Raw genomic sequence first — 18,949 nt, forward strand, 5'->3', positions numbered from 1 at the left:
TGGGCAGACTCCTCTCAATGCTTGCCGATCAGCACGCGATCGAGGCCGTAGATCCAGTCGAGCAGCAGCATCAGGCCCAGCGTGAGAAAGACGATCAGGGCGGAGACGGCGGCCATCATCGGGTCGAGCGATTCGGTGGCGTACATGTACATGCGCACCGGCAGCGTGACGGTCGAGGGCGAGACCACGAAGATGGACATGCTCAGCTCGTCGAAGCTGTTGATGAAGGCCAGCAGCCAGCCGCCGGTCACGCCCGGCAAGATCATGGGCAGCGTCATGCGCAGCAACACCACCTTGCCATTGGCGCCCAGCGACTGGGCGGCCTGCTCAACGCTGCGGTCGAAACCCACCAGTGCGGCCATGATCAGCCGCATGGTGTAGGGCGTGACCACCAGCGCGTGGGCCAGGATCAGCCAGCCGAAACTGCCCTGGCCGCCCAGCAGCGAGAGCATGCGCAGCATGGCCACGCCCAGCACCAGGTGCGGAATGATCAGCGGTGAGAGAAACAGCCCCTGCAGCCAGCTGCGCCCGGCGATGGGGTAGCGCACGATGGCCAGCGCCGCGGCCATGGCCAGGGCTGTGGAGAGGGTGGCGGCCGCCGTGGCCAGCGCCAGGCTGTTGTAGAACGCCTGCATGAAGTCCGGGTGCCGGAAGACTTGCCGGAACCAGCGCAGCGACCAGTTGCCCGTGGGCACGGACAGGGTCTCGGCCGGGGAAAACGCGGCCAGGCAGACGATGAGCAGCGGCGCCAGCATGAATGCCATGACCAGCGTGTGAAACAGCAGCGCGATGGGGCCGTTTTTCTGCATGGGCATCTCCTTTTTTTTCTTAGAACCTGTTCAAAATTTCTGCGCGGTGTGCAATCAAGCGGATTTGGGCGGCCTGCCGCGTTGCAAAGCCTCGCCATAGCCCCAGCTATGGCTGCGTTTTGCGCCTTGCAGCCCATCCCAAACCGCTTCTTGCCCACTCGCACTGAGATTTTGAACAGGTTCTTATCCTGGGTGCATTGCAATCAGCCCAGGGCTTTTTGGTAGCGGCGCTCGACCATGCGGCTGATGCCCACCATGATGATGAGATTGAGCGCCAGCAACAGCAGCGCAATGGCCGCCCCCAGCGGCCAGTTCAGCTCGTACAGGTACTCGTCGTAGATCAGCGTGGCCACCATCTTCATCCGGCGCCCGCCCAGCAGGCCGGGGATGGCAAATGAGCTGGCCGAGAGGCCAAACACAATCAGGCTGCCGGCCAGCACGCCCGGCATCACCTGCGGCAGCACCACGCGGCGCAGCGCGGCCAGCGGCGTGGCCGACAGCGAGAGCGCGGCGTTTTCCAACCAGGGGTCGAGTTTTTGCAGCGAAGTCCACACCGCAATCACCATGAAGGGCATCATCACGTGCACCAGCGCGATGACGATGGCCGTCTCGTTGTAGAGCAGGCGCACCGGCCCCAGCCCCAGCGCCTGCAGCGCGGCATTGATCAGCCCGTTGGGGCCCAGCAGCATGCTCCAGCCGAAGGCGCGCACCACCACGGAGATCAGCAGCGGCGCCAGGATCACCAGCAGGAACACCGAGCGCCAGGGCTGGCGCATGCGGCTGAGGATGTAGGCCTCGGGCGCGCCGATCAGAATGCAAAGCAGTGTCACCACGGCCGAGATGCGCAGCGTGCGCCAGAAGATCCCGTAGTAGTACGGATCGCGCAGCACCTGCCGGTAGTTGTCCAGCGTGAAGCTGCCCGGCACGGTGCCGGCGCTGGGGTCGTAGGCGTTGAAGGACAGCGCCACGCTCAGCGCCAGCGGGGTCAGCAGCAGCACCGCAAACAGCGCCAGCGCGGGCGCCGTCATGGCCCAGGCCAGCCAGTGCCTGCCGGTGCGGTGCGATGTCATGCCTGGGTCTCCAGCAGGCGCAGGCTTTGCGCCTGCCAGTCGATGCCCACCTCTTGCCCCAGCGCCAGCGGGGCCGTGCCATCGTTGGTGCGCAAGGCCATCAGCGTGCCCAGGGGGGTGTGCAATGCATACAGCCATTGGCTGCCCAGGAACAGGCATTGCGTGACGTGACCCCGGCAGCGGCCGGCGTCCGTGGTCGTCAGCAGCAGTTTCTCGGGGCGGATGGCCAGCGTCAGTGCGCCGCTGTCGGCCCTGGCCGATGGCGCCCGCTGGCCCGCAGGCGGGCCGTCCAGCGGGCCGAGCAGTGCAATGCCTGCCGCGACGGCATGCCAGCGGCCTTGTGCGTCGAGTACGGGCTGCGCCTGCACGACGTTGGCCTTGCCGACGAAGTGGGAGATGAATGGCGTGCGCGGGTGTTCATACAGCGCCTGCGGCGTGTCCATCTGGGTGATGCGCCCGGCCTGCATCACCACCACGCGGTCGCTGATGGACATGGCCTCGGCCTGGTCGTGCGTGACCATGATCGTGGTCGTGCCCAGCTTGCGCTGGATGTCGCGCAGCTCGAATTGCATCTCCTCGCGCAACTGCGCATCCAGGTTGGACAGCGGCTCGTCGAGCAACAGCAGCGGCGGCTCGATCACCAGCGCCCGCGCCAGTGCCACGCGCTGGCGCTGCCCGCCCGAGAGCTCGCGCGGGTAGCGCTCGGCCAGGGGCTGCAAATGCACCAGCTCCAAGGCCCGCATGGCCCGCTCGCGGCGCTCTTGCGCGGGGCATTTGCGCATCTCCAGGCCGAACTCCACGTTCTGGCGCACCGTCATGTGCGGAAACAGCGCGTAGCTCTGGAACACCACGCCCAGGCCGCGCAAATGCGGCTTGAGCCGCGTGATGTCGCGCCCTTGCAGTTCGATGGTCCCGGCACTGGCCTGCACGAAGCCGGCAATCATCTGCAAGGTCGTGGTCTTGCCGCAGCCCGAGGGCCCCAGCAGCGAGACGAACTCGCCTTGCGCAACGTCCAGGCTGAAGTCCTGGACGACCCAGTTCTTGCCGTACTGTTTGCCAAGATGATGAAGGCGCAGAAAGCTCATTGAATGAATCCACTCACCGTAAAAAGAGCGAAAGCTTTTTGCATTCTTCAGTCAGATTGCGCAAAAGAAATTAGGTAAAAACACTGAAATCGGGACTTAAGACAAAAATATTCCACTGGTCGGAACAATAGATCTGCTAACCTCGGATTTCTTCCGATTGAGCACATGCCATGACCAGACCAGCGCGACCTGCCACCGAGCGCCTCCGCCCAGCGGTGGCCGCCGACGATGCGCACGCCACTGCCGCCCAGCACCAGCGCAGCGCCACCCACCGCATCTTCAGCGTGCTGCGGGCGCTGGGGCAGCACCAGCGCGAAGGCGTGCGCGTGACCCATCTGGCCCAGGCGCTGGGCCTGACCCAGGCCAGCGCCCATCGCCTGTTGCAAAGCCTGGTGCAGGAAGGCGTGGTCGAGCAGGACGCGCACAGCAAGCGCTACCGGCTGGGCCTGGACTTGTTCTGCCTGGCCGCGCAGGCCTCGGCAGGCCAGGATCTGCGCACCCTGGCGCGGCCGGCCTTGCTGCGCCTCAATGCCAGTCTGGGCGATACGGTGCTGCTGATGGTGCGCTCCAGCTTCGATGCGGTCTGCCTCGATCGCGTCGAAGGCCAATACCCGGTGCGCACCTTCACGGGGGACGTGGGCGGGCGCGTGGCCCTGGGGGTGGGGCAGGGCTCGCTGGTCATCCTGGCGCACTTGCCCGATGCCGAGCATGAGGAGGTGCTGCGCTACAACCTGCCGCGCATCCGGCACTACAACGTCTATGACGAGGTCTATCTGCGCAATGCCGTGCGCCAGGCGCGCGAGCTGGGCTACAGCTTCAAGCGCGATGGCCTGCTCGAAGGCATGGCCGGCATTGCCGTGCCGGTCTTTGACGTCAATGGCAGCGTGGTGGCGGCGCTGTCCGTTGCCACGCACGTCTTGCGCCTGAGCGATGAGCGCCTGCCCATCGTGCGCGATTTGCTGCTGCGCGAGGCGCGGCAGCTCTCAGGCCTCATCAACCCCTTCGACCCCAGCCTGCGCCGCCCCATGTACACCATGGTGGCCCATGTGGGGCAGGCGCTGTGAAGCACCGCCGCTGCCGCCGCGAGCGGTGCGGCGCTATTGGCCAGCGGGCAGCAGCCCGTTGTTGCGCAGCCAGCCGATGATGTGTTGGTTGACCTGCTCGGGCTGCTCCTGCTGGCTCCAGTGGCCGCAGTTGCCGATCAGCTCGGTCTGGGCGCGTGGCACGTTGCGGGTGATGTCTTGTGCGGTGGCCGGCGGCAGGGCCAGGTCGTATTCGGCGGTGAGCATCAGCGCCGGCAGTTGCACCATGTCGGGCGTGCCGGCGCTGTCGAGCCAGTTGCGGTGCAGGTTGCGGTACCAGTTCAGCCCGCCGGTGAAGCCGGTGGCTTCGTAGGTGCGCACGTAGACGGCCAGCTCCTGCTGGCTGAGCAGCGGCTCGCCCCACAGCTGCGGGGTGTGGCCCAGCAATGTGGCCGGCAGTGCGCGCAGCAGCTCGGGCTGCTGGCGCGCCATCTCGGCGATGGCCGCCGGGTTGGGGCGGCGCATCATGCCGGAAAAGGTGGCGGCCACGTCGCGGCCCAGCAGCTCCTCACCCTGGCCTGGCTTCTGGAAGAAGATCATGTAGTGCTGCTCGCCGCGGTATTTGCGCAAGGTGGCGATCAGGTCGTCCTCGGTGCGGCGGGTGTAGGGGGTGTTCAGCGCGATCACGCCCAGCAGGCGCTGGGCGTGGTCGCGAGCCAGCGTCCAGGCCAGGGCGCCGCCGAAGTCGTGGCCGACGACCACGGCCTGCGCAATGCCCAGTGCGTCCAGCATGCCCAGTACGTCGCGCGCCAGGTTGTGCATGCGGTAATCCTCCAGCGCGCCCTGTGCGCCGGTGTGGCCGTAGCCGCGCAGGTCGGGCACGATGACCTGGCAGCCGGCCTGCGCCAGCGGCGCAATCTGGTGCCGCCAGGAGTAGGCCAGCTCGGGGAAGCCGTGCAGCAGCACGATGGGCAGGCCGGCGCCGGCCACATGCACCGAAAAGCGCGCGCCATTGGCGTCGATGGTCTGTGCGGCGGGCATGTCGGGGTAGGGGGGCAGGCGCTCTGGCATGGCAATCCTTTCTGGCTGGGCGTGGCAGGTGTGGCAGGCGGCGCGGGCATTTGCGGCACAGGCCCTGGGCTGTGCCGGGCGGGTGGGCGCACCGGGCGATGTCGGCAGGGGCAGATCGTAGCCGCAGGCCCAGCGCGGGCCTGCAGCCTTGGGGACAGGCCTATGCCGCCCCCCGGTGCTGGCGCTGGTGCACGCGCGCGCACCACAGCACGCCGGCAATCAGTGCCGTCATGGCCAGCCATTCCAGCGTGGAGGGCAGTCGCCAGTCGTACAAAAAGCCGTAGACCAGGCCGAAGACGGTCTCGAACACGATCATTTGCCCAATCATGGTCAGCGGCAGCTGACGGCTGGCGCGGTTCCAGAAGTTGTTGCCCACCACCGAGGCCAGGATGGCCAGCGTGCCCGTCAGCAGCCAGAAGTACAGCCACTGCGCGGGCGTGTGCGCTGCATCGCTGCCTGCCGCCGGCGCCAGCCAGGGGGCGAGAAAGGCCGGCACGGCCAGCCCCAGCGACAGCAGCCCGGTGGCCAGCCCGGTCAGCAGCGACCAGTCCCACGGCGAGATGTCCGGGCGGCGGCGCAGCCAGTGGCTGTTGTAGATCGAATAGGCCGACCAGCTCAGCAGCGCGCCGCTGGCGGCCAGCAGCCCCAGCGCGCGCTGGCCGGTGCTGAGCGTGGCCGTGGCCGGGCTGCCCTGCAGCAGGCTTTGCGCCGCCACCAGGCTGGTGCCCAGCAGGCACAGCGCCAGCGGCGCCAGCAGCGGGCGCAGGCCGATGGCGCCCTGGCGGCTGGTGCCAAACAGCGTCACCAGCACCGGGATCAGGCCAATGATCAGCGTGGTGGGCGCGGCCCCGGCCCATTGCACGCCCCAGACCAGCAGCACGTAATACACGATGTTGCCCAGCATGCTCAGGCCCAGCAGGCCCAGCAGCTCCTGGCGGCCCAGCCGGCCGCGCAGGCGCGGCCAGCGGGGCGCCAGCAGCAGCACGGCCACGCAGCCATAGACCAGGTAGCGCGCGGCCGAGAGCTGCCAGGCATTGAAATCGGGCAGCAGCAGCGGGATCAAGAAAATCAGCCCCCAGAACGCCCCGGCCACCAGGGCATTGACGACCCCGGCGGTGACCTGTGACGGTGGCGCCGTGCAGGGCTGGGCTGCAGCAGGCGGGGCGGGGGCGTGGCTGGCGGGCGATGGGGGCGACATGGGCGCGGGCAGGGCAAAAAACGGCGGCCATGGTAGCAGCCGGGCGCGCAGGCCGGCCCCTACAATGCCTGTTTTCACCTTGGAAGGCCTGCGGGCAGCGCGCCGCGCGTGCTGCGCAGCGCCCGGGCCGTGCAGGCGCTGAGCGCGCCGGGCGCGCTGGTGCGATGGCCCCCGCGGGCCTTCCGTTGCAATGCACCTTGGAGACCAGCCCATGCTGTTGACTGAAGACCAGACCATGATCCGCGATGCCGTGCGCGCTTTCGTGCAGGAGCAGATCGCCCCGCACGCCGCGCAATGGGACCGCACGCACCACTTCCCCGCCGACGTGCATCAGGGCCTGGCGGAGCTGGGCGCTTACGGCATCTGCGTGCCCACCGAGTACGGCGGCGCTGGCCTGGATTACCTGACGCTGGCGCTGGTGCTGGAGGAAATCGCCGCAGGCGACGGCGGCACCAGCACCGCCATCAGCGTGACCAACTGCCCCGTCAACGCCATCCTCATGCGCTATGGCAATGACGCGCAGAAACGCCAATGGCTGCAGCCGCTGGCGCAGGGCAAGATGCTGGGCGCGTTCTGCCTGACCGAGCCGCAGGTCGGCTCGGACGCCTCGGCGCTGCGCACCACCGCGCGCCGCCAGGGCGATGAATACGTCATCGATGGCGTCAAGCAATTCATCACCAGCGGCAAGAACGGCCAAGTGGCCATCGTCATCGCCGTGACCGACAAGGCCGCCGGCAAGAAGGGCATGAGCGCCTTCATCGTGCCCACCGACAACCCCGGCTACCACGTCGAGCGGCTCGAAGACAAGCTCGGCCAGCACTCCAGCGACACGGCCCAGATCCGCTTCGAGGACTGCCGCATCCCGCTGGAAAACCGCATCGGCGAAGAAGGCGAGGGCTACAAGATCGCGCTGTCCTCGCTCGAAGGCGGGCGCATCGGCATCGCCTCGCAAAGCGTGGGCATGGCGCGCGCGGCCTTCGAGGCCGCCGTGCAGTACGCCAAGGAGCGCGAGAGCTTTGGCACCGCCATCATCAACCACCAGGCCGTGGGCTTTCGCCTGGCCGAGTGCGACATGCAGATCGAAGCGGCGCGCCAGCTCATCTGGCATGCGGCCAGCCTGCGCGACGCCGGCCGGCCCTGCCTGCGCGAGGCCGCCATGGCCAAGCTGTTCGCCAGCGAAATGGCCGAGCGCGTCTGCAGCGCCGCCATCCAGACGCTGGGCGGCTACGGTTACGTCAACGACTTCCCGCTCGAGCGCATCTACCGCGACGTGCGCGTCTGCCAGATCTACGAAGGCACCAGCGACGTGCAGAAAATCCTGATCCAGCGCGCGCTGGGTTGACCCGATCACCTCTGGCATCGCAGGCTGGGCGTGGCCCGATCAGGGCCGGCGCCATGCACGCCCGAGGCGTGCAACTCAACCCCCAGGGGGCATGGCCACGTGCTGCTGGGTGGAGCGCGGCGAGTGGCGCTGCGGCAGGTTGTTGGCGCCGGGCTGGGTGGTGGGCGCAGCGTACAGCGGGCTGGCGGTGGCCGGGCGCTGGGCGGGCTCGAACTCGGGCAGTTGCAATTGCAGCTGGGCTGCGCCGCCCAGGCTGGGGCCCAGTTGCGCGCTGCGCCCTGAGACCGATTGCAGGTAGAGGTTTTCGCCGCCGTCGAGCAGCGCGCCGACGCGGTAGTGCTTGGCGGGCTGGCCGTTGACGGCGATCAGCGCGGCGCCGCGGCCGCTGCGTGCGCCGGCCAGCACGCCCACGAGCTGGTACTGCGCAGCGGGCGCGGGCGGCTCGTCTGGGGCCGCTTGGGGCTCGGCGGCGTTCGCGCCCAGCAGCTGGTTCAGGCCCTGGGCATCGGCCAGCAGCGCGGCCTGGGCCACGTCGGCATCGGCCGGGGGCTGCTGGCTGGGCAGGTGCAGCAGCCAGAAGGCGGTGCTGCCGGCGGCCAGGGCCCACAGCCCCAGCGTGAGCAGGCGCGGCGGCCAGGCGGAGGAGAGAAAAGGCGTACGCATGGGCTGCGATTATGATTCACGCCGCAGCCGGCAGCGGCTGCCCGGGTGCCGCCGCCCGTGCCGTGCTGCATGGGCGGCTCGGTCTGCGCCATGTGGCCTGTGCCTTGCCTGGGCGCTGCCCGTGTTTTTTTAGCTCCAGGGCTTTTCTATGTCGACAAGCATTTCCCGCCGCCCTGCTGGCCGCCGCCAGCAGGGCTTTACGTTGATCGAGATCATGGTGGTGGTGGTCATCATCGGCGTGCTGGCCGCGCTGGTGGCGCCCAGCATCCTGGGCCGCACCGATGAGGCGCGCCAGACGGCCGCGCGCGCCGACATCAATACGCTGATGACGGCGCTCAAGCTCTACCGCACCGACAACATGCGCTACCCGACCAGCGAGCAGGGCTTGCAGGCGCTGGTGGCGCGCCCCAGCACCGAGCCGGTGCCGGCCAAGTGGAGCCGCCCGTACCTGGACAATGGCAAGCTGCCCAATGACCCTTGGGGCAATCCGTATGTGTACGTCTTCCCCGGCGTGTATGGCGAGGTGGATGTGCTCTCCTACGGCGGCGATGGTCGCCCCGGCGGCGAGGGCACGGACGCGGACATCGGCAGCTGGCAGTAAGCCCCGCTGGCTGTTCAGACGGTTCAAAGTTCCAGCGCGAGGAGCCAGTTGGCATGGGCAGCAAGGCGTACACCGCAGCCATGGCCTGGGCGGGCAGCACTGCAGGCCGGCCAGCCTGGCCGTGCTGCCCTTCGCGCCTGTCACTGACGCCGCTGAAGCCGCGCCGCCAGCGCGGCTTCACGCTGATGGAGATTTTGGTGGTGGCCACCATCATCGCTGTCGGCGCGGCGGTGATGGTGTTGGCCTGGCCGGACAGCGGGCAGCGCGCGCTCGAGCGCGAGGGCGACCGCCTGGCGGCGTTGCTGGAGTCGGCGCGGCTGCACTCGCGCGCCAGCGGCCATGCGGTGCATTGGCGCCCCACGCCCGAAGGCTTTGTGTTCGAGGGGCGCATCCCGCATTTGCTGCAAGACCTGCCCACGCGCTGGGAGCAGCCGGGCGTAGTGGCCCAGCCCGTGCAGCCGGTGCTGCTGGGGCCCGAGCCCATTCTCACGCCCACGGCCATCACGCTCAGCCTGCCGGATCAGCCGGCGTTGCGCGTGCAGGTGGTCAGCGATGGTCTGGCGCCGTTCGAGGTGCGCGTGCCATGACGCTGCCCTGGCCGCGCCGAGCCGCGCCCAAGCCTGTCGCGCGTGGGCTGCGCCAGCATGGCTTCACGCTGGTGGAGGTGCTGGTGGCGCTGGCCATCGTGGCGGTGGCGCTGGCTGCTGGCTCACGCACCGCAGGCGGCCTGTTGCACAACGCCCAGCGCCGCGAGGAGGTGATGCTGGCGCAGTGGTGCGCCGAGAACGCCCTGGTGCAGGTGCGCCTGCTGGCGCAGACCCAGCTGCCCTCCATTGGCACCACGCGCGAGCGCTGCGAGCAGGCCGGGCGGGCGTTCGAGGTTGAGGTGGTCAGCAGCGGCACCGTCAACCCTTCGCTGCGGCGCGTCGATGCGCGTGTGCACAGCGCGCAGCACTTTGTGCTCTCGCTCTCGACCCTGGTGGGGCGCTTCTGAGATGGCGGGCCAAAGAACTTCTCCAGGCGCAGGGCGCACGGCGTGTGGCTTCACGCTCATCGAGGTGCTGGTGGCCGTGGCGCTGATGGCGGTGCTGGCGGGGCTGAGCTGGCGCGGCATTGACGGCTTGCTGCGCGCCCAGGCCCATGCCGAGCGCAGCGCGCAGCGGCAGGCGCTGCTGCAGACCGCGCTGGCGCAGTGGCAGCGCGACCTGGATCAGCTGGTGCAGGTGCCAGCGCTGACCACGCTGGACTGGGACGGCAAGGTGCTGCGCCTGACGCGCGCCAGCACTCGCGTGCACGAGGGCGAGCCGCCCAGTCTGCGCGTCGTGGCCTGGGCGGAGCAGCAAATCGACGGCCAGAGCCACTGGTTGCGCTGGCAGTCGCAGCCCATCAGCCAGCGTCGCCAGTGGCTGGCGGCATGGAATGCGGCCCAGCTCTGGGCCCAGGGGCAGGGCCAGTCGCAGTACGGCCAGGCCGTGCGCCTGCTGCCGCTGGTGCGCTGGCAGATTTTTTATGCGCTGGAAGGGCGCTGGAGCAACCCGCTGTCCAGCCAGCAACTGGGCTGGGCCGGTGGCCCAGGCCCAGGCGGGGGCGACCCGCAGGGCGGGCTGGACCAGCCCTTCGACCGCCAGGAGCGGCCGCCAGCCGATGGTCAGCGCGATGGCGCACTCGATGCGCCAGGTGGCCAGCCCCCAGGCAACGGGCAGGGCAATGGCGAGGGCGGTGCAGAGGGCGAAGGCAACGCGCAGCGCTACCAAAGCCCAGCCGTGCGCATGCGCTTGCCCGACGGCATCCGCCTGGAGCTGGAGTTGGCCGAGCACAGCGGCTTTGGCGGCCGCATCACGCGCGACTGGCTCAGCCCACTGTTCGGGAGTGCGCGCTGATGGCCGGTCGCATGCCCCCCCGTCGCTCAGGCGGCCTGGCGCAGCGGCTGCGGCCCGCCGCTGCGGCCCGCATGCGCGGCGCGGCCTTGCTGCTGGCCATGCTGATTGTGGCGCTGCTGGCCAGCATGGCGGCTGCGGCCAGCTGGCGTCAGTGGCGCAGCGCCCAGGCCGAGGCCGATGAGCGCGCGCAAATGCAGTCGCATTGGCTGGTGCGCGGCGCGCTGGACTGGTCCAAGATCATCCTGAACATCGACGCCGTGGTCGATTCGGCCTCCAGCAGCCAGGGCGGCCAGCCCAGCGACCACTTCAACGAGCCCTGGGCCGTGCCGCTGGCCGAGGCCAAGCTGGGCACCTTTCTGAGCGCCGAGCACAACATCGCCACGGACGCCAACGCCGATCTGGGCGAGGCCTTCTTCTCTGGCGCCATCGTCGATCTCAACGGCCGGTTGAACTTTGCCAATCTGCTCGATGGCGGCCAGATCGACCCGCAGGTGCTGCAGCAGTTCGAGCGTTTGTTCATCGAGCTGGGTCTGGGCGCAGGCCGCGCTGCGCCGTTGGCGCAACGCTACCTGGAGGCCACCCGCGTGGATTTGCAGGCCGATGTGGATCTGGCGCCCACCTGTGTCGAGCAGCTGGCCTGGCTGGGCCTGCGCGAGCCCGAGATCGCCTCGCTGCGCCCGCACATCACGCTGCTGCCGGCGGTGCGCACGCGGCTGAACCTCAACACCGCCAGCGAGCGTGTGCTGGCCGCCGCGCTGCCCGAGGGCGCCGGCAGCGCCGCAGCGCGCCTGGCGGCCGTGCGCAGCCTGCAGCATTTCGATTCGCTGGCCATGGCCCAGGCCCTGCTGCCTGGGGAGATGGCGCTGCCCGAGCGCTATTTCAGTGTCGGCAGCGATTACTTTCTCGTCAGTGGCCGGCTGCGCCTGGATGCGCTGCAGACCCAGGATCACTACATCCTGCGCCGCGACGGCCGCACGCTGCACACCGTGGGCCGCGAATGCGCCGTGCCGCCGCCAGCGCTGGACGCCCCGCTGGCGCCGCTGAGCACGGCCCCACAGCCAGGCCAGCCAGGCCAGCCCGCAGCGCAGCGGCGCTGAGAGCCGCTGTTCAACATCTTTGCACGGCGGTTTCCGGATTGCGGATTGGGCCGATCCGCTTGCGCTGCAAAGCCTCGCCACAGCGTTGGCCATGGCTGCGTGATCGGCGCAATGTGTCGCCTTGCACCCATGCCCAACCGCTTCTTGCCCAGTTGCGCCGAGCGGTTGAGCAGGATTTGAGCCTCACGCTGACTGCACGCTCCGTGCCGCTGTCGGCTGGCGGACAGCCTTTGCCATGCCTTGCATTTAGCATGGCCCCTCGTCCGCTGGAAACCGAACAGAAAAGGCCTTTTCTTCATGTCCGACCTTGCCTCTTCCCCCAACCCGAATGCTGCGGCGCCCTTGCTGTGGCAGCAGCATGGCCCGGTGTTGGCGCTGCAGTTGCAGCGCGCGCCTGTGCTGGCCGATCAGGCCGTCGTGTGCGCCGCCCTGCAGCAGGCGCTGCAACAGGCCCAGGACGATGCGGCCACGCAGGCCGTGCTGCTGCTGGCCGGCCCCGCCTGGGATGGCGCGCTGGACGCTGCGGCCGTGCAGGGCGATGCCGCGCGCACGCCCGATGGCCAGGCGCTGCGCGCGGCCTGCCAGGGCATCGAAGCCTTTCCCAAACCCGTCATCGCCGTGCTGCAGCAGCGCGTGCAAGGCGCGGGCCTGGAGCTGGCCCTGGCTGCGCACTACCGGCTGGCCTTGCCTTCGGCCCGTTTGGCATGGGCCGATTGGGCGCTGGGCTTGCCGCCGGCTGCGGGCGGCATGGCGCGCGCGCTGCGCTGGATGGGCGCCGAGGCCGCCGCCGCATGGCTGCTGGGCGGCAAGGCGCTGACGGCGCAGCAGGCCTGCGATGCCGGCCTGGTCGATCAGCTGCTGGCCGATGGCGACGATGCCCTGGCCGCTGGCCTGGCCTGGGCCGGGCAGTTGTTGGCGCAGCAGGCTGGGCCGCGCCCGGCCTCGGCCCAGCTGTTGGCATCGCCTGAGCAGGCTCTGGCAGAGCTGGACGCGCAGGAGCAGGCGCAGCGCAAGAGCAGCCGCGGCCTGCAAGCGCCCGGTTTGATCCTGCAGGCGCTGCGCACGGCTGTGCAGCAGCCCTGGGCGCAGGCCCTGGCGGGCCAGCAGGCCGTGTTCGAGCAAGCCCGCGGCAGCGCCCAGCACGCCGCGCTGCTGCATGCGGCCTGGGCCGAGCGCGCCGCCGCGCAGGTGCCAGAGGCGCGCGCCGCCGCGCCGCGCCCAGTGCATTGCATCGGCGTGGTCGGCGGCGGCACCATGGGCGCAGGCATTGCCGTGGCGGCGCTGAATGCAGGCCTGCTGGTGACCATGATCGAGCGCGATGCCCAGGCCCTGGCGCGTGGCCAGGCCAATGTGGAAAAGGTCTATGACGGCCTGATCGCCAAGGGCCGCATGAGCGAGCAGGCCAAGGCCGACACCATGGCGCGCTTTGCCGCCAGCACCGATTACGCCGCGCTGGCCGAGGTGGATCTGGTGATCGAGGCCGTGTTCGAGGATCTGGCCGTCAAGCAGGCTGTGTTTGCCCAGCTCGAGCGCGTTTGCAAGCCCGGCGCGGTGCTGGCCACCAACACTTCTTACCTGGACATCGACGCCATCGCTGCGGCCACGGGCCGGCCGCAGGACGTGATCGGCCTGCACTTCTTCAGCCCGGCGCACATCATGAAGCTGCTGGAGATTGTCGTGCCCGCGCAGGCCGCGCCGGATGTGGTGGCCACCGCCTTTGCACTGGCTGCGCGCATGAAGAAAACGCCGGTGCGCGCCGGCGTCTGCGATGGCTTCATCGGCAACCGCATTCTGGCTGTGTACAAACAGGCGGCCGACTACCTGATGGAAGACGGCGCCAGCCCCTACGAGATCGATGCTGCCGTGCGCGGCTTTGGCTACCCGATGGGGCCGTTCCAAGTCACGGATCTGGCCGGGGGCGACATCGGCTGGGCCACGCGCAAGCGCCGCGCTGCCACGCGCGATCCGCGTGCGCGCTATGTGGAGATTGCCGACCGCATCTGCGAGCGCGGCTGGTTCGGCCAAAAGACCGGGCGCGGCTTTTACCGCTATGTCGAGGGAGCGCGCAGCGGCCAGCCCGATGAGGAGGTGCTGGCCATCGCCGCTGCCGAGCGCGCGCGCAAGGGCATCACGCCGCGCAGCTTCAGCGCCGATGAGATCATGCGCCGCTACATGGCCGCCATGGTCAACGAAGGCGCCAAGGTCGTGCAGGAAGGCATTGCGCTGCGCCCGCTGGACGTGGACGCCGTGTTCCTGGGCGGCTATGGCTTTCCGCGCTGGCGCGGCGGGCCCATGCACTGGGCCGATGCGCAAGGGCTGCAGACCATCCTGGCCGACATCCAGGCCTTCGCCCAGGAAGATGCGCTGTTCTGGCAGCCTGCCCAGCTGCTGCAGCAACTGGTGGCGCAAGGGCGCAATTTCGCCAGTCTCAATGCCGCCGCAGCCACCACGGAGGAGCAGACCCCATGAGCGCCACCGCAACGACCGAGCCGCCATTGCTGCGCCAGCGCCACGGCGTTGTGCTGCTGCTGTCCAACAACAACGTGGCGGCGCGCAACGCGCTCACGCCCGGCTTTTACCAGGGCCTGGTGCAGGCGCTGCGCGAGGCCGCAGACGATGCCAGCGTGGGCGCGATCGTGCTCACCGGCGAGGGCGGGCACTTCTGCGCTGGCGGCGATCTGCGCCAGCTGGCGCAGCGCCACGCCATGGCGCCGCAGCAGCGCCGCGAGGAGCTCGAACGCCTCAACATCCTGGTGCGCGCCATCGCCGATTGCCCCAAGCCGGTGATTGCCGCCGTCGAAGGCGCAGCCGCAGGCGCCGGGCTGTCGCTGGCGCTGGCTTGCGACATGCTGGTGGCTGCTGAAGACGCCGTGTTTTCCGTCGCTTACGTCAAAGTCGGTCTGAGCCCCGATGGCGGCGCCACGCATTTTCTGGCGCAGTTCCTCTCGCGCCAGCGCATGACGCAGCTGTGCCTGACAGGCGAGCGCATCAGCGGCGTGCAACTGCATGCGCTGGGCGCCGTCAACGCGCTGACGCCGCCGGGCCAGGCGCGAGCCCAGGCGCTGGAGCTGGGCCAGCAGATCGCCCAGGGGCCGATGCAGGCCATGGCCGACATCAAGGCGCTGTGCCGCATGGCCGCCAGCCAGCCGCTGGCGCAACAGCTCGAAGAAGAGGCGCAGCGCATGGTGCAGGCCCAGGGCCGGGACGAGGCGCGCGAAGGCATTGGCGCCTTTCTCGAAAAGCGCAACCCCGATTTTGTGCGCCTGCGCCAGGCGCGGCGCGATTGAGGAGCAGGCCATGGATGCAAAAACTCAGCCCGCCGAGCGTGCGGCCCCAGATGCAGCAGATTCCGCCGCGCCGCAGCCCCTGCCGCTGGCCGGCGTGCGTGTGCTCGACCTGTCGCGCGTGTTTGCCGGGCCGCTGTGCGCCCAGGTGCTGGCCGACTTCGGCGCCGAGGTCATCAAGATCGAACACCCTGGCCGTGGCGACGACACGCGCGACTGGGGCCTGCGCATCGGCCAGACCGAGACGACCTACTACAACAGCATGAACCGCAACAAGCGCTCGGTCACGCTGGATCTGCAAACCCCGCAGGCGTTGCAGATCATCGAGGCGCTGCTGCCGCAGATTGATGTGCTGGTGCACAACTTCAAAAGCGGCGGCGCGGAAAAGCTCGGCCTGGGCTACGAGCGGCTCAAGGCCCTCAAGCCAGAGCTGATCTACTGCGCCGTGGCCGGCTACGACAGCAGCGGCCCTGAGGCCGCGCGCCCCGGCTATGACCTGGTGATCCAGGCCGAGGCCGGGCTGATGGCCCTCAACGGCGAGGCCGGGCAGCCGCCGCTGAAATTTGGCGTGGCCGTGGTGGACTTGATGACCGGCATGGCCGCCGCGCAGGCCGTGCTGGCGGCATTGTTTGAGCGCCAGCGCAGCGGCCGTGGCCGGCTGATCGAGATGGCGCTGTACGACTGCGGCCTGATGGTGACGGGCTACTACGGCCTGGAGGCCCTGGAGCTGGGCCACGACCCGGCGCGCTACGGCAACGCCCATCCGTCCATCATGCCCTACGGCCTGTTCGAGGCCGCTGACGGCCCGCTCATCATTGCCGTGGGCAACAACGCGCAGTTCGAGAAGTTTTGCCTGCACGTCATCGAGCGCCCGGAGATCGTGCAGGACGAGCGCTTTGCCACCAACGTGCAGCGCGCCCGCCACCGCCAGGCGCTGGCACCGCTGCTGCAGCAGGCCATTGCGGCCTGGCCGCGCGCGCAGTTGCTGCAGCGCTTGCGCGCGCAGGGCATCCCCTGCGGCGAAGTCAGCGGTCTGCACGAGGCGCTGAGCAGCGATCGCACCCAGCGCAGCGGCCTGCTGCAGAGATTGCCGCACCCCGTGGCTGGCACGGTGCCGGTGTTCGCGCCGCCTTACCGGCTCGACGGCCAGCGCCTGCCCATCCGCCATGCGCCGCCCACGCTGGGCGAAGGCACGCGCGAGGTGTTGCACAGGCTGCTGGAGATGAGCGAGGAGCAATTGCAGCAACTGCAGACTCAGGGCGTGCTCAAACTGCCTGCTGCGGCTGAGGCGTCGAGCGCATCCAAGCTTTCTTGAATGGTCTGAACGGCCCTGGGCCAGGGCCAAGCCCGCGCATGGCGTGACCCTGGCGCCAGGCACGGGCGGGATCGGTCAATCACCACCGGGGGAGGGAGCATTGCCATGACTGTCATCACCGCTTGCCACGCACCGTTGCAGGCCCTGCGCCGCTGTGGTGGCGCACGCATCGAGCGCTCTGCGCGGATTGGGAAGATGGGGGGGACTGGGCGTATGGCGCGCATGGCGCGGGCCGCCTGGGCAGCGCTGGGCGCAGCGGCCCTGCTGGCGCTGCCTGGCCTGCCTGCCCAGGCCAGCGGGCAGGCCAAGGCTCAGCAGGCGCAGGTCGGGCAGGGCGCCCAGCCCTGGCCGAGCCGGCCCGTGCGCATCATCGTGCCCTATGCGCCCGGCGGCTTCACCGACCAAATGGCGCGGCTGTTGCAGCCGGGTCTGCAGCAGCGCCTGGGTCAGCCCGTGGTGGTGGACAACAAGCCTGGCGCCAACAGCATCACCGGGGTGGCCGAGCTGGCCCGCGCCGCGCCCGATGGCCATACGCTGGGCGTCGTCATCGCCGCCTATGCCGTCAATACCACGCTGTACCCCAAGCTGCCCTACGACCCGGCCAAGGACTTGCGCGGCGTCTCGCTGCTGGGCATCTCGCCGCTGGTGGCCGGGGTGGCCAAGCAGGTGCCGTTCCAATCGGCCGCGCAGCTGATCGAACACGCCCGCGCGCACCCGGGCAAGCTCAGCTATGGCTCGTCGGGCAAGGGCGCATCGGCGCACCTGACGACCGAATTGCTCAAATGGCGCACGAAGGTGGACATGGTGCACGTGCCCTACCGCGGCGCAGCGCCGGCGCTGGCCGACTTGATCGGCGGCCACATCGACCTGCTGCTCGATGCGCCCACCAACCTGATCGAGCACGGCGGCCCGCAAGGGCGGGTGCAGCTCATAGGCGTGGCTGGGGCCGAGCGCCTGCCGGCCATCCCCGATGTGCCGACCTTTGCCGAACAGGGCATTGCAGGCGTTGAAGGCAGCACCTGGGCCGCGCTGATCGCCCCGGCGGCCGTGCCCGACGCCGTGGTGCAGCAGCTCGCCCAGGCCACGGCGCAGATCCTGCAAGAGCCCGCGGTGCAGGCCACGCTGCAGCGCATGGGCACTTTCCCCAAAGGCTTGCCGCCGGCCCAGACCGATGCCTTCATCGCCGAGGAAACCGCCAAATGGGCCGGCGTCATCCAGCAAGCCGGCATCACGCTGGATTAGGGCCTGTGAGGCCCCTGGCCTGAAGCGACCCACTGCGGTTGCGCCCCCCATCACCTCAACCCGCTGGCCTGGCCGGCAACGTGCAACGCCCCGATCGAAAGGAATCCACCATGCGCCACCACCCCAATCGCCGTGAATTCATGGGCCGCCAGCTGCTGGCCGGCCTGGGTCTGCTGACCAGCGCAGGCGCCATCCCCGCCTGGGCCACAGGCCAGTTCAGCAAGCCGCTGCAACTGATCGTGCCCTATGGCGCGGGCGGGCCGACCGATACCTTGCTGCGCACCCTCTCGGCCCAGGCGGCGCAGGCGCTGGGCCAGGAAATCGTGATCGAAAACCGCCCCGGCGCCAATGGCACATTCGGCGCGGCGGCCCTGGCGCGGGCGCGCGATGGGCACACCATTGCCGTGCTGCCGGCAACGGTGTTTCGCGAGCCTTTTCTGACCAAGGTCGGCTTCGATCCGCTCAAACTGAGCTACATCATCTGCATGACCAACTACGTGTTCGGCTTTGCCGTGCGCCAGGATGCGCGCTGGAAAACCTGGCAGGAGTTTGCGCAAGAGGCCAAGCAGCGCCCGGGCCAGCTGACCGTGGGCGTCACCGGCGCCACCGGCACGCCGCGCATCGTCATGGGCGAGGTGGCGCAGGCGCTGGGGCTGGAGCTCAACATCGTGCCCTACAAGAGCGACAGCGACATCACCACCGAGCTGCTGGGTGGCCACCTGGACGCCGCGGCCATGACGGGCACGGCGGTGCAGTACATCCGCGCCGGGCGCATGAGGTATTTGGCCATGCTCACCGAGCAGCGCTCGCAGCAGTTTCCCGACTTGCCCACCATGCGCGAGCTGGGCGCCGATACCTGGGTGGATTCGCCCTTTGGCCTGGCCGGCCCGCCGGGCATGGATGCGGCCCAGGTGCAGGCCGTGCACGATGCCTTCAAGCAGGCGCTGGAGTCCGACGCAGGCCGCCAGGCGCTGGCGCAGCTCAACCAGCCGCTCAATTACATGGGCCCCAAGGAATACACAGCCTATGCGGCGCAGAGCGTGGCCAAGGAAAAGGCGCGCGTGCAGCAACTGCGCGCGCAAGGGCTGCTGGGCTGAGCCATTGCGCTGAGTGATTGGGGTGTGAGCTATTGGGCCGAGTGATTAGAGCATTTTCGATTTAATTAATTACATATCCAGCTGATCTGAAGTAATTGGCACACTCTTGAGCCGAGAACAGATCAACCAGTTGCCCCATGCGCCGCCACAGCGCATCCACCGTGCGCTCGCCG

Annotated in this window: 18 protein-coding genes; 12 read left to right on the forward strand and 6 right to left on the reverse strand. The window is 69.2% G+C overall.

Going from position 1 to position 18,949, the window contains the following annotated elements:
* Window positions 1–14: 14 nt before the first annotated feature.
* The 3 genes from CK625_RS13075 to CK625_RS13085 all read right to left on the reverse strand — a co-directional run bounded on the left by CK625_RS13075 (window position 15) and on the right by CK625_RS13085 (window position 2,964).
* Window positions 15–809 (reverse strand): ABC transporter permease, encoded by a 795-nt coding sequence (locus CK625_RS13075; RefSeq protein ID WP_095540787.1) that lies wholly within the window; start codon window positions 807–809, stop codon window positions 15–17.
* A gap of 203 nt (window positions 810–1,012) precedes the next feature.
* Entirely contained in the window at window positions 1,013–1,879 is an 867-nt protein-coding gene (locus CK625_RS13080; protein ID WP_095540769.1) for an ABC transporter permease, read from the reverse strand.
* Window positions 1,876–2,964, reverse strand: coding sequence for an ABC transporter ATP-binding protein (locus tag CK625_RS13085; RefSeq protein WP_095540770.1), 1,089 nt, complete (start codon window positions 2,962–2,964; stop codon window positions 1,876–1,878). The genes CK625_RS13080 and CK625_RS13085 overlap by 4 nt, the downstream gene beginning before the upstream one ends.
* 170 nt (window positions 2,965–3,134) lie before the next feature.
* Between CK625_RS13085 and CK625_RS13090 the strand changes: the two genes are divergently transcribed.
* Window positions 3,135–4,028, forward strand: a complete 894-nt coding sequence (locus CK625_RS13090; protein WP_095540771.1) for an IclR family transcriptional regulator — start codon at window positions 3,135–3,137, stop codon at window positions 4,026–4,028.
* A gap of 33 nt (window positions 4,029–4,061) precedes the next feature.
* Here the strand turns inward: CK625_RS13090 and CK625_RS13095 are convergent, their stop codons facing one another.
* Entirely contained in the window at window positions 4,062–5,057 is a 996-nt protein-coding gene (locus CK625_RS13095) for an alpha/beta fold hydrolase (RefSeq protein ID WP_095540772.1), read from the reverse strand.
* Window positions 5,058–5,217: 160 nt separating this feature from the next.
* Window positions 5,218–6,255 (reverse strand): DMT family transporter, encoded by a 1,038-nt coding sequence (locus CK625_RS13100; RefSeq protein ID WP_095540773.1) that lies wholly within the window; start codon window positions 6,253–6,255, stop codon window positions 5,218–5,220.
* 211 nt (window positions 6,256–6,466) lie between these two features.
* Here CK625_RS13100 and CK625_RS13105 point away from each other — a divergent pair, with 211 nt between their 5' ends.
* On the forward strand, window positions 6,467–7,597 hold the full coding sequence (locus CK625_RS13105) for an acyl-CoA dehydrogenase family protein (RefSeq protein WP_095540774.1): 1,131 nt from the start codon (window positions 6,467–6,469) through the stop codon (window positions 7,595–7,597).
* Window positions 7,598–7,672: 75 nt separating this feature from the next.
* Here CK625_RS13105 and CK625_RS13110 read toward each other — a convergent pair whose 3' ends face one another.
* Complete coding sequence (locus CK625_RS13110; RefSeq protein ID WP_095540775.1) at window positions 7,673–8,260, reverse strand: type II secretion system protein N; 588 nt, start codon at window positions 8,258–8,260, stop codon at window positions 7,673–7,675.
* A 148-nt stretch (window positions 8,261–8,408) separates the two neighbouring features.
* Here CK625_RS13110 and gspG point away from each other — a divergent pair, with 148 nt between their 5' ends.
* The 10 genes from gspG (at window position 8,409) to CK625_RS13160 (ending at window position 18,776) form a co-directional block, all read left to right on the forward strand.
* Entirely contained in the window at window positions 8,409–8,861 is a 453-nt protein-coding gene (gspG, locus tag CK625_RS13115) for a type II secretion system major pseudopilin GspG (RefSeq protein WP_095540776.1), read from the forward strand.
* A 53-nt stretch (window positions 8,862–8,914) separates the two neighbouring features.
* The gene (locus tag CK625_RS13120) at window positions 8,915–9,448 is read left to right on the forward strand and encodes a prepilin-type N-terminal cleavage/methylation domain-containing protein (protein ID WP_238945671.1); all 534 of its coding nucleotides are present in this window, start codon (window positions 8,915–8,917) and stop codon (window positions 9,446–9,448) included.
* Window positions 9,445–9,855 carry a type II secretion system minor pseudopilin GspI gene (gspI, locus tag CK625_RS13125; protein WP_095540777.1) on the forward strand — a complete coding sequence of 137 codons (411 nt, stop codon included), beginning with the start codon at window positions 9,445–9,447 and terminating at the stop codon, window positions 9,853–9,855. The genes CK625_RS13120 and gspI overlap by 4 nt, the downstream gene beginning before the upstream one ends.
* A 1-nt stretch (window position 9,856) precedes the next feature.
* On the forward strand, window positions 9,857–10,741 hold the full coding sequence (locus CK625_RS13130; RefSeq protein ID WP_172425180.1) for a PulJ/GspJ family protein: 885 nt from the start codon (window positions 9,857–9,859) through the stop codon (window positions 10,739–10,741).
* Window positions 10,742–10,752: 11 nt separating this feature from the next.
* Entirely contained in the window at window positions 10,753–11,838 is a 1,086-nt protein-coding gene (gspK, locus tag CK625_RS13135; RefSeq protein WP_172425181.1) for a type II secretion system minor pseudopilin GspK, read from the forward strand.
* A 297-nt stretch (window positions 11,839–12,135) separates the two neighbouring features.
* Entirely contained in the window at window positions 12,136–14,307 is a 2,172-nt protein-coding gene (locus CK625_RS13140) for a 3-hydroxyacyl-CoA dehydrogenase NAD-binding domain-containing protein (protein WP_095540780.1), read from the forward strand.
* Window positions 14,304–15,125, forward strand: coding sequence for an oxepin-CoA hydrolase, alternative type (locus tag CK625_RS13145; protein WP_095540781.1), 822 nt, complete (start codon window positions 14,304–14,306; stop codon window positions 15,123–15,125). The genes CK625_RS13140 and CK625_RS13145 overlap by 4 nt, the downstream gene beginning before the upstream one ends.
* 10 nt (window positions 15,126–15,135) lie before the next feature.
* Entirely contained in the window at window positions 15,136–16,437 is a 1,302-nt protein-coding gene (locus CK625_RS13150; protein ID WP_095540789.1) for a CaiB/BaiF CoA transferase family protein, read from the forward strand.
* A 222-nt stretch (window positions 16,438–16,659) separates the two neighbouring features.
* Window positions 16,660–17,679 carry a tripartite tricarboxylate transporter substrate binding protein gene (locus CK625_RS13155; RefSeq protein ID WP_095540790.1) on the forward strand — a complete coding sequence of 340 codons (1,020 nt, stop codon included), beginning with the start codon at window positions 16,660–16,662 and terminating at the stop codon, window positions 17,677–17,679.
* Window positions 17,680–17,789: 110 nt separating this feature from the next.
* Complete coding sequence (locus tag CK625_RS13160; RefSeq protein WP_238945672.1) at window positions 17,790–18,776, forward strand: tripartite tricarboxylate transporter substrate binding protein; 987 nt, start codon at window positions 17,790–17,792, stop codon at window positions 18,774–18,776.
* The last annotated feature ends 173 nt before the right edge of the window (window positions 18,777–18,949 follow it).

The sequence above is a fragment of the Vandammella animalimorsus genome (assembly GCF_002285265.1).
Taxonomy (GTDB): Bacteria; Pseudomonadota; Gammaproteobacteria; order Burkholderiales; family Burkholderiaceae_C; genus Lampropedia.

Excerpts from the sequence above, each read along its gene's own strand:
- CK625_RS13075 (WP_095540787.1), bottom strand. The coding sequence starts at position 809 with ATGCAGAAAAACGGCCCCATCGCGCTGCTGTTTCACACGCTGGTCATG.
- CK625_RS13080 (WP_095540769.1), bottom strand. The coding sequence starts at position 1,879 with ATGACATCGCACCGCACCGGCAGGCACTGGCTGGCCTGGGCCATGACG.
- CK625_RS13085 (WP_095540770.1), bottom strand. The coding sequence starts at position 2,964 with ATGAGCTTTCTGCGCCTTCATCATCTTGGCAAACAGTACGGCAAGAAC.
- CK625_RS13090 (WP_095540771.1), top strand. The coding sequence starts at position 3,135 with ATGACCAGACCAGCGCGACCTGCCACCGAGCGCCTCCGCCCAGCGGTG.
- CK625_RS13095 (WP_095540772.1), bottom strand. The coding sequence starts at position 5,057 with ATGCCAGAGCGCCTGCCCCCCTACCCCGACATGCCCGCCGCACAGACC.
- CK625_RS13100 (WP_095540773.1), bottom strand. The coding sequence starts at position 6,255 with ATGTCGCCCCCATCGCCCGCCAGCCACGCCCCCGCCCCGCCTGCTGCA.
- CK625_RS13105 (WP_095540774.1), top strand. The coding sequence starts at position 6,467 with ATGCTGTTGACTGAAGACCAGACCATGATCCGCGATGCCGTGCGCGCT.
- CK625_RS13110 (WP_095540775.1), bottom strand. The coding sequence starts at position 8,260 with ATGCGTACGCCTTTTCTCTCCTCCGCCTGGCCGCCGCGCCTGCTCACG.
- gspG (WP_095540776.1), top strand. The coding sequence starts at position 8,409 with ATGTCGACAAGCATTTCCCGCCGCCCTGCTGGCCGCCGCCAGCAGGGC.
- CK625_RS13120 (WP_238945671.1), top strand. The coding sequence starts at position 8,915 with ATGGGCAGCAAGGCGTACACCGCAGCCATGGCCTGGGCGGGCAGCACT.
- gspI (WP_095540777.1), top strand. The coding sequence starts at position 9,445 with ATGACGCTGCCCTGGCCGCGCCGAGCCGCGCCCAAGCCTGTCGCGCGT.
- CK625_RS13130 (WP_172425180.1), top strand. The coding sequence starts at position 9,857 with ATGGCGGGCCAAAGAACTTCTCCAGGCGCAGGGCGCACGGCGTGTGGC.
- gspK (WP_172425181.1), top strand. The coding sequence starts at position 10,753 with ATGCCCCCCCGTCGCTCAGGCGGCCTGGCGCAGCGGCTGCGGCCCGCC.
- CK625_RS13140 (WP_095540780.1), top strand. The coding sequence starts at position 12,136 with ATGTCCGACCTTGCCTCTTCCCCCAACCCGAATGCTGCGGCGCCCTTG.
- CK625_RS13145 (WP_095540781.1), top strand. The coding sequence starts at position 14,304 with ATGAGCGCCACCGCAACGACCGAGCCGCCATTGCTGCGCCAGCGCCAC.
- CK625_RS13150 (WP_095540789.1), top strand. The coding sequence starts at position 15,136 with ATGGATGCAAAAACTCAGCCCGCCGAGCGTGCGGCCCCAGATGCAGCA.
- CK625_RS13155 (WP_095540790.1), top strand. The coding sequence starts at position 16,660 with ATGGCGCGGGCCGCCTGGGCAGCGCTGGGCGCAGCGGCCCTGCTGGCG.
- CK625_RS13160 (WP_238945672.1), top strand. The coding sequence starts at position 17,790 with ATGCGCCACCACCCCAATCGCCGTGAATTCATGGGCCGCCAGCTGCTG.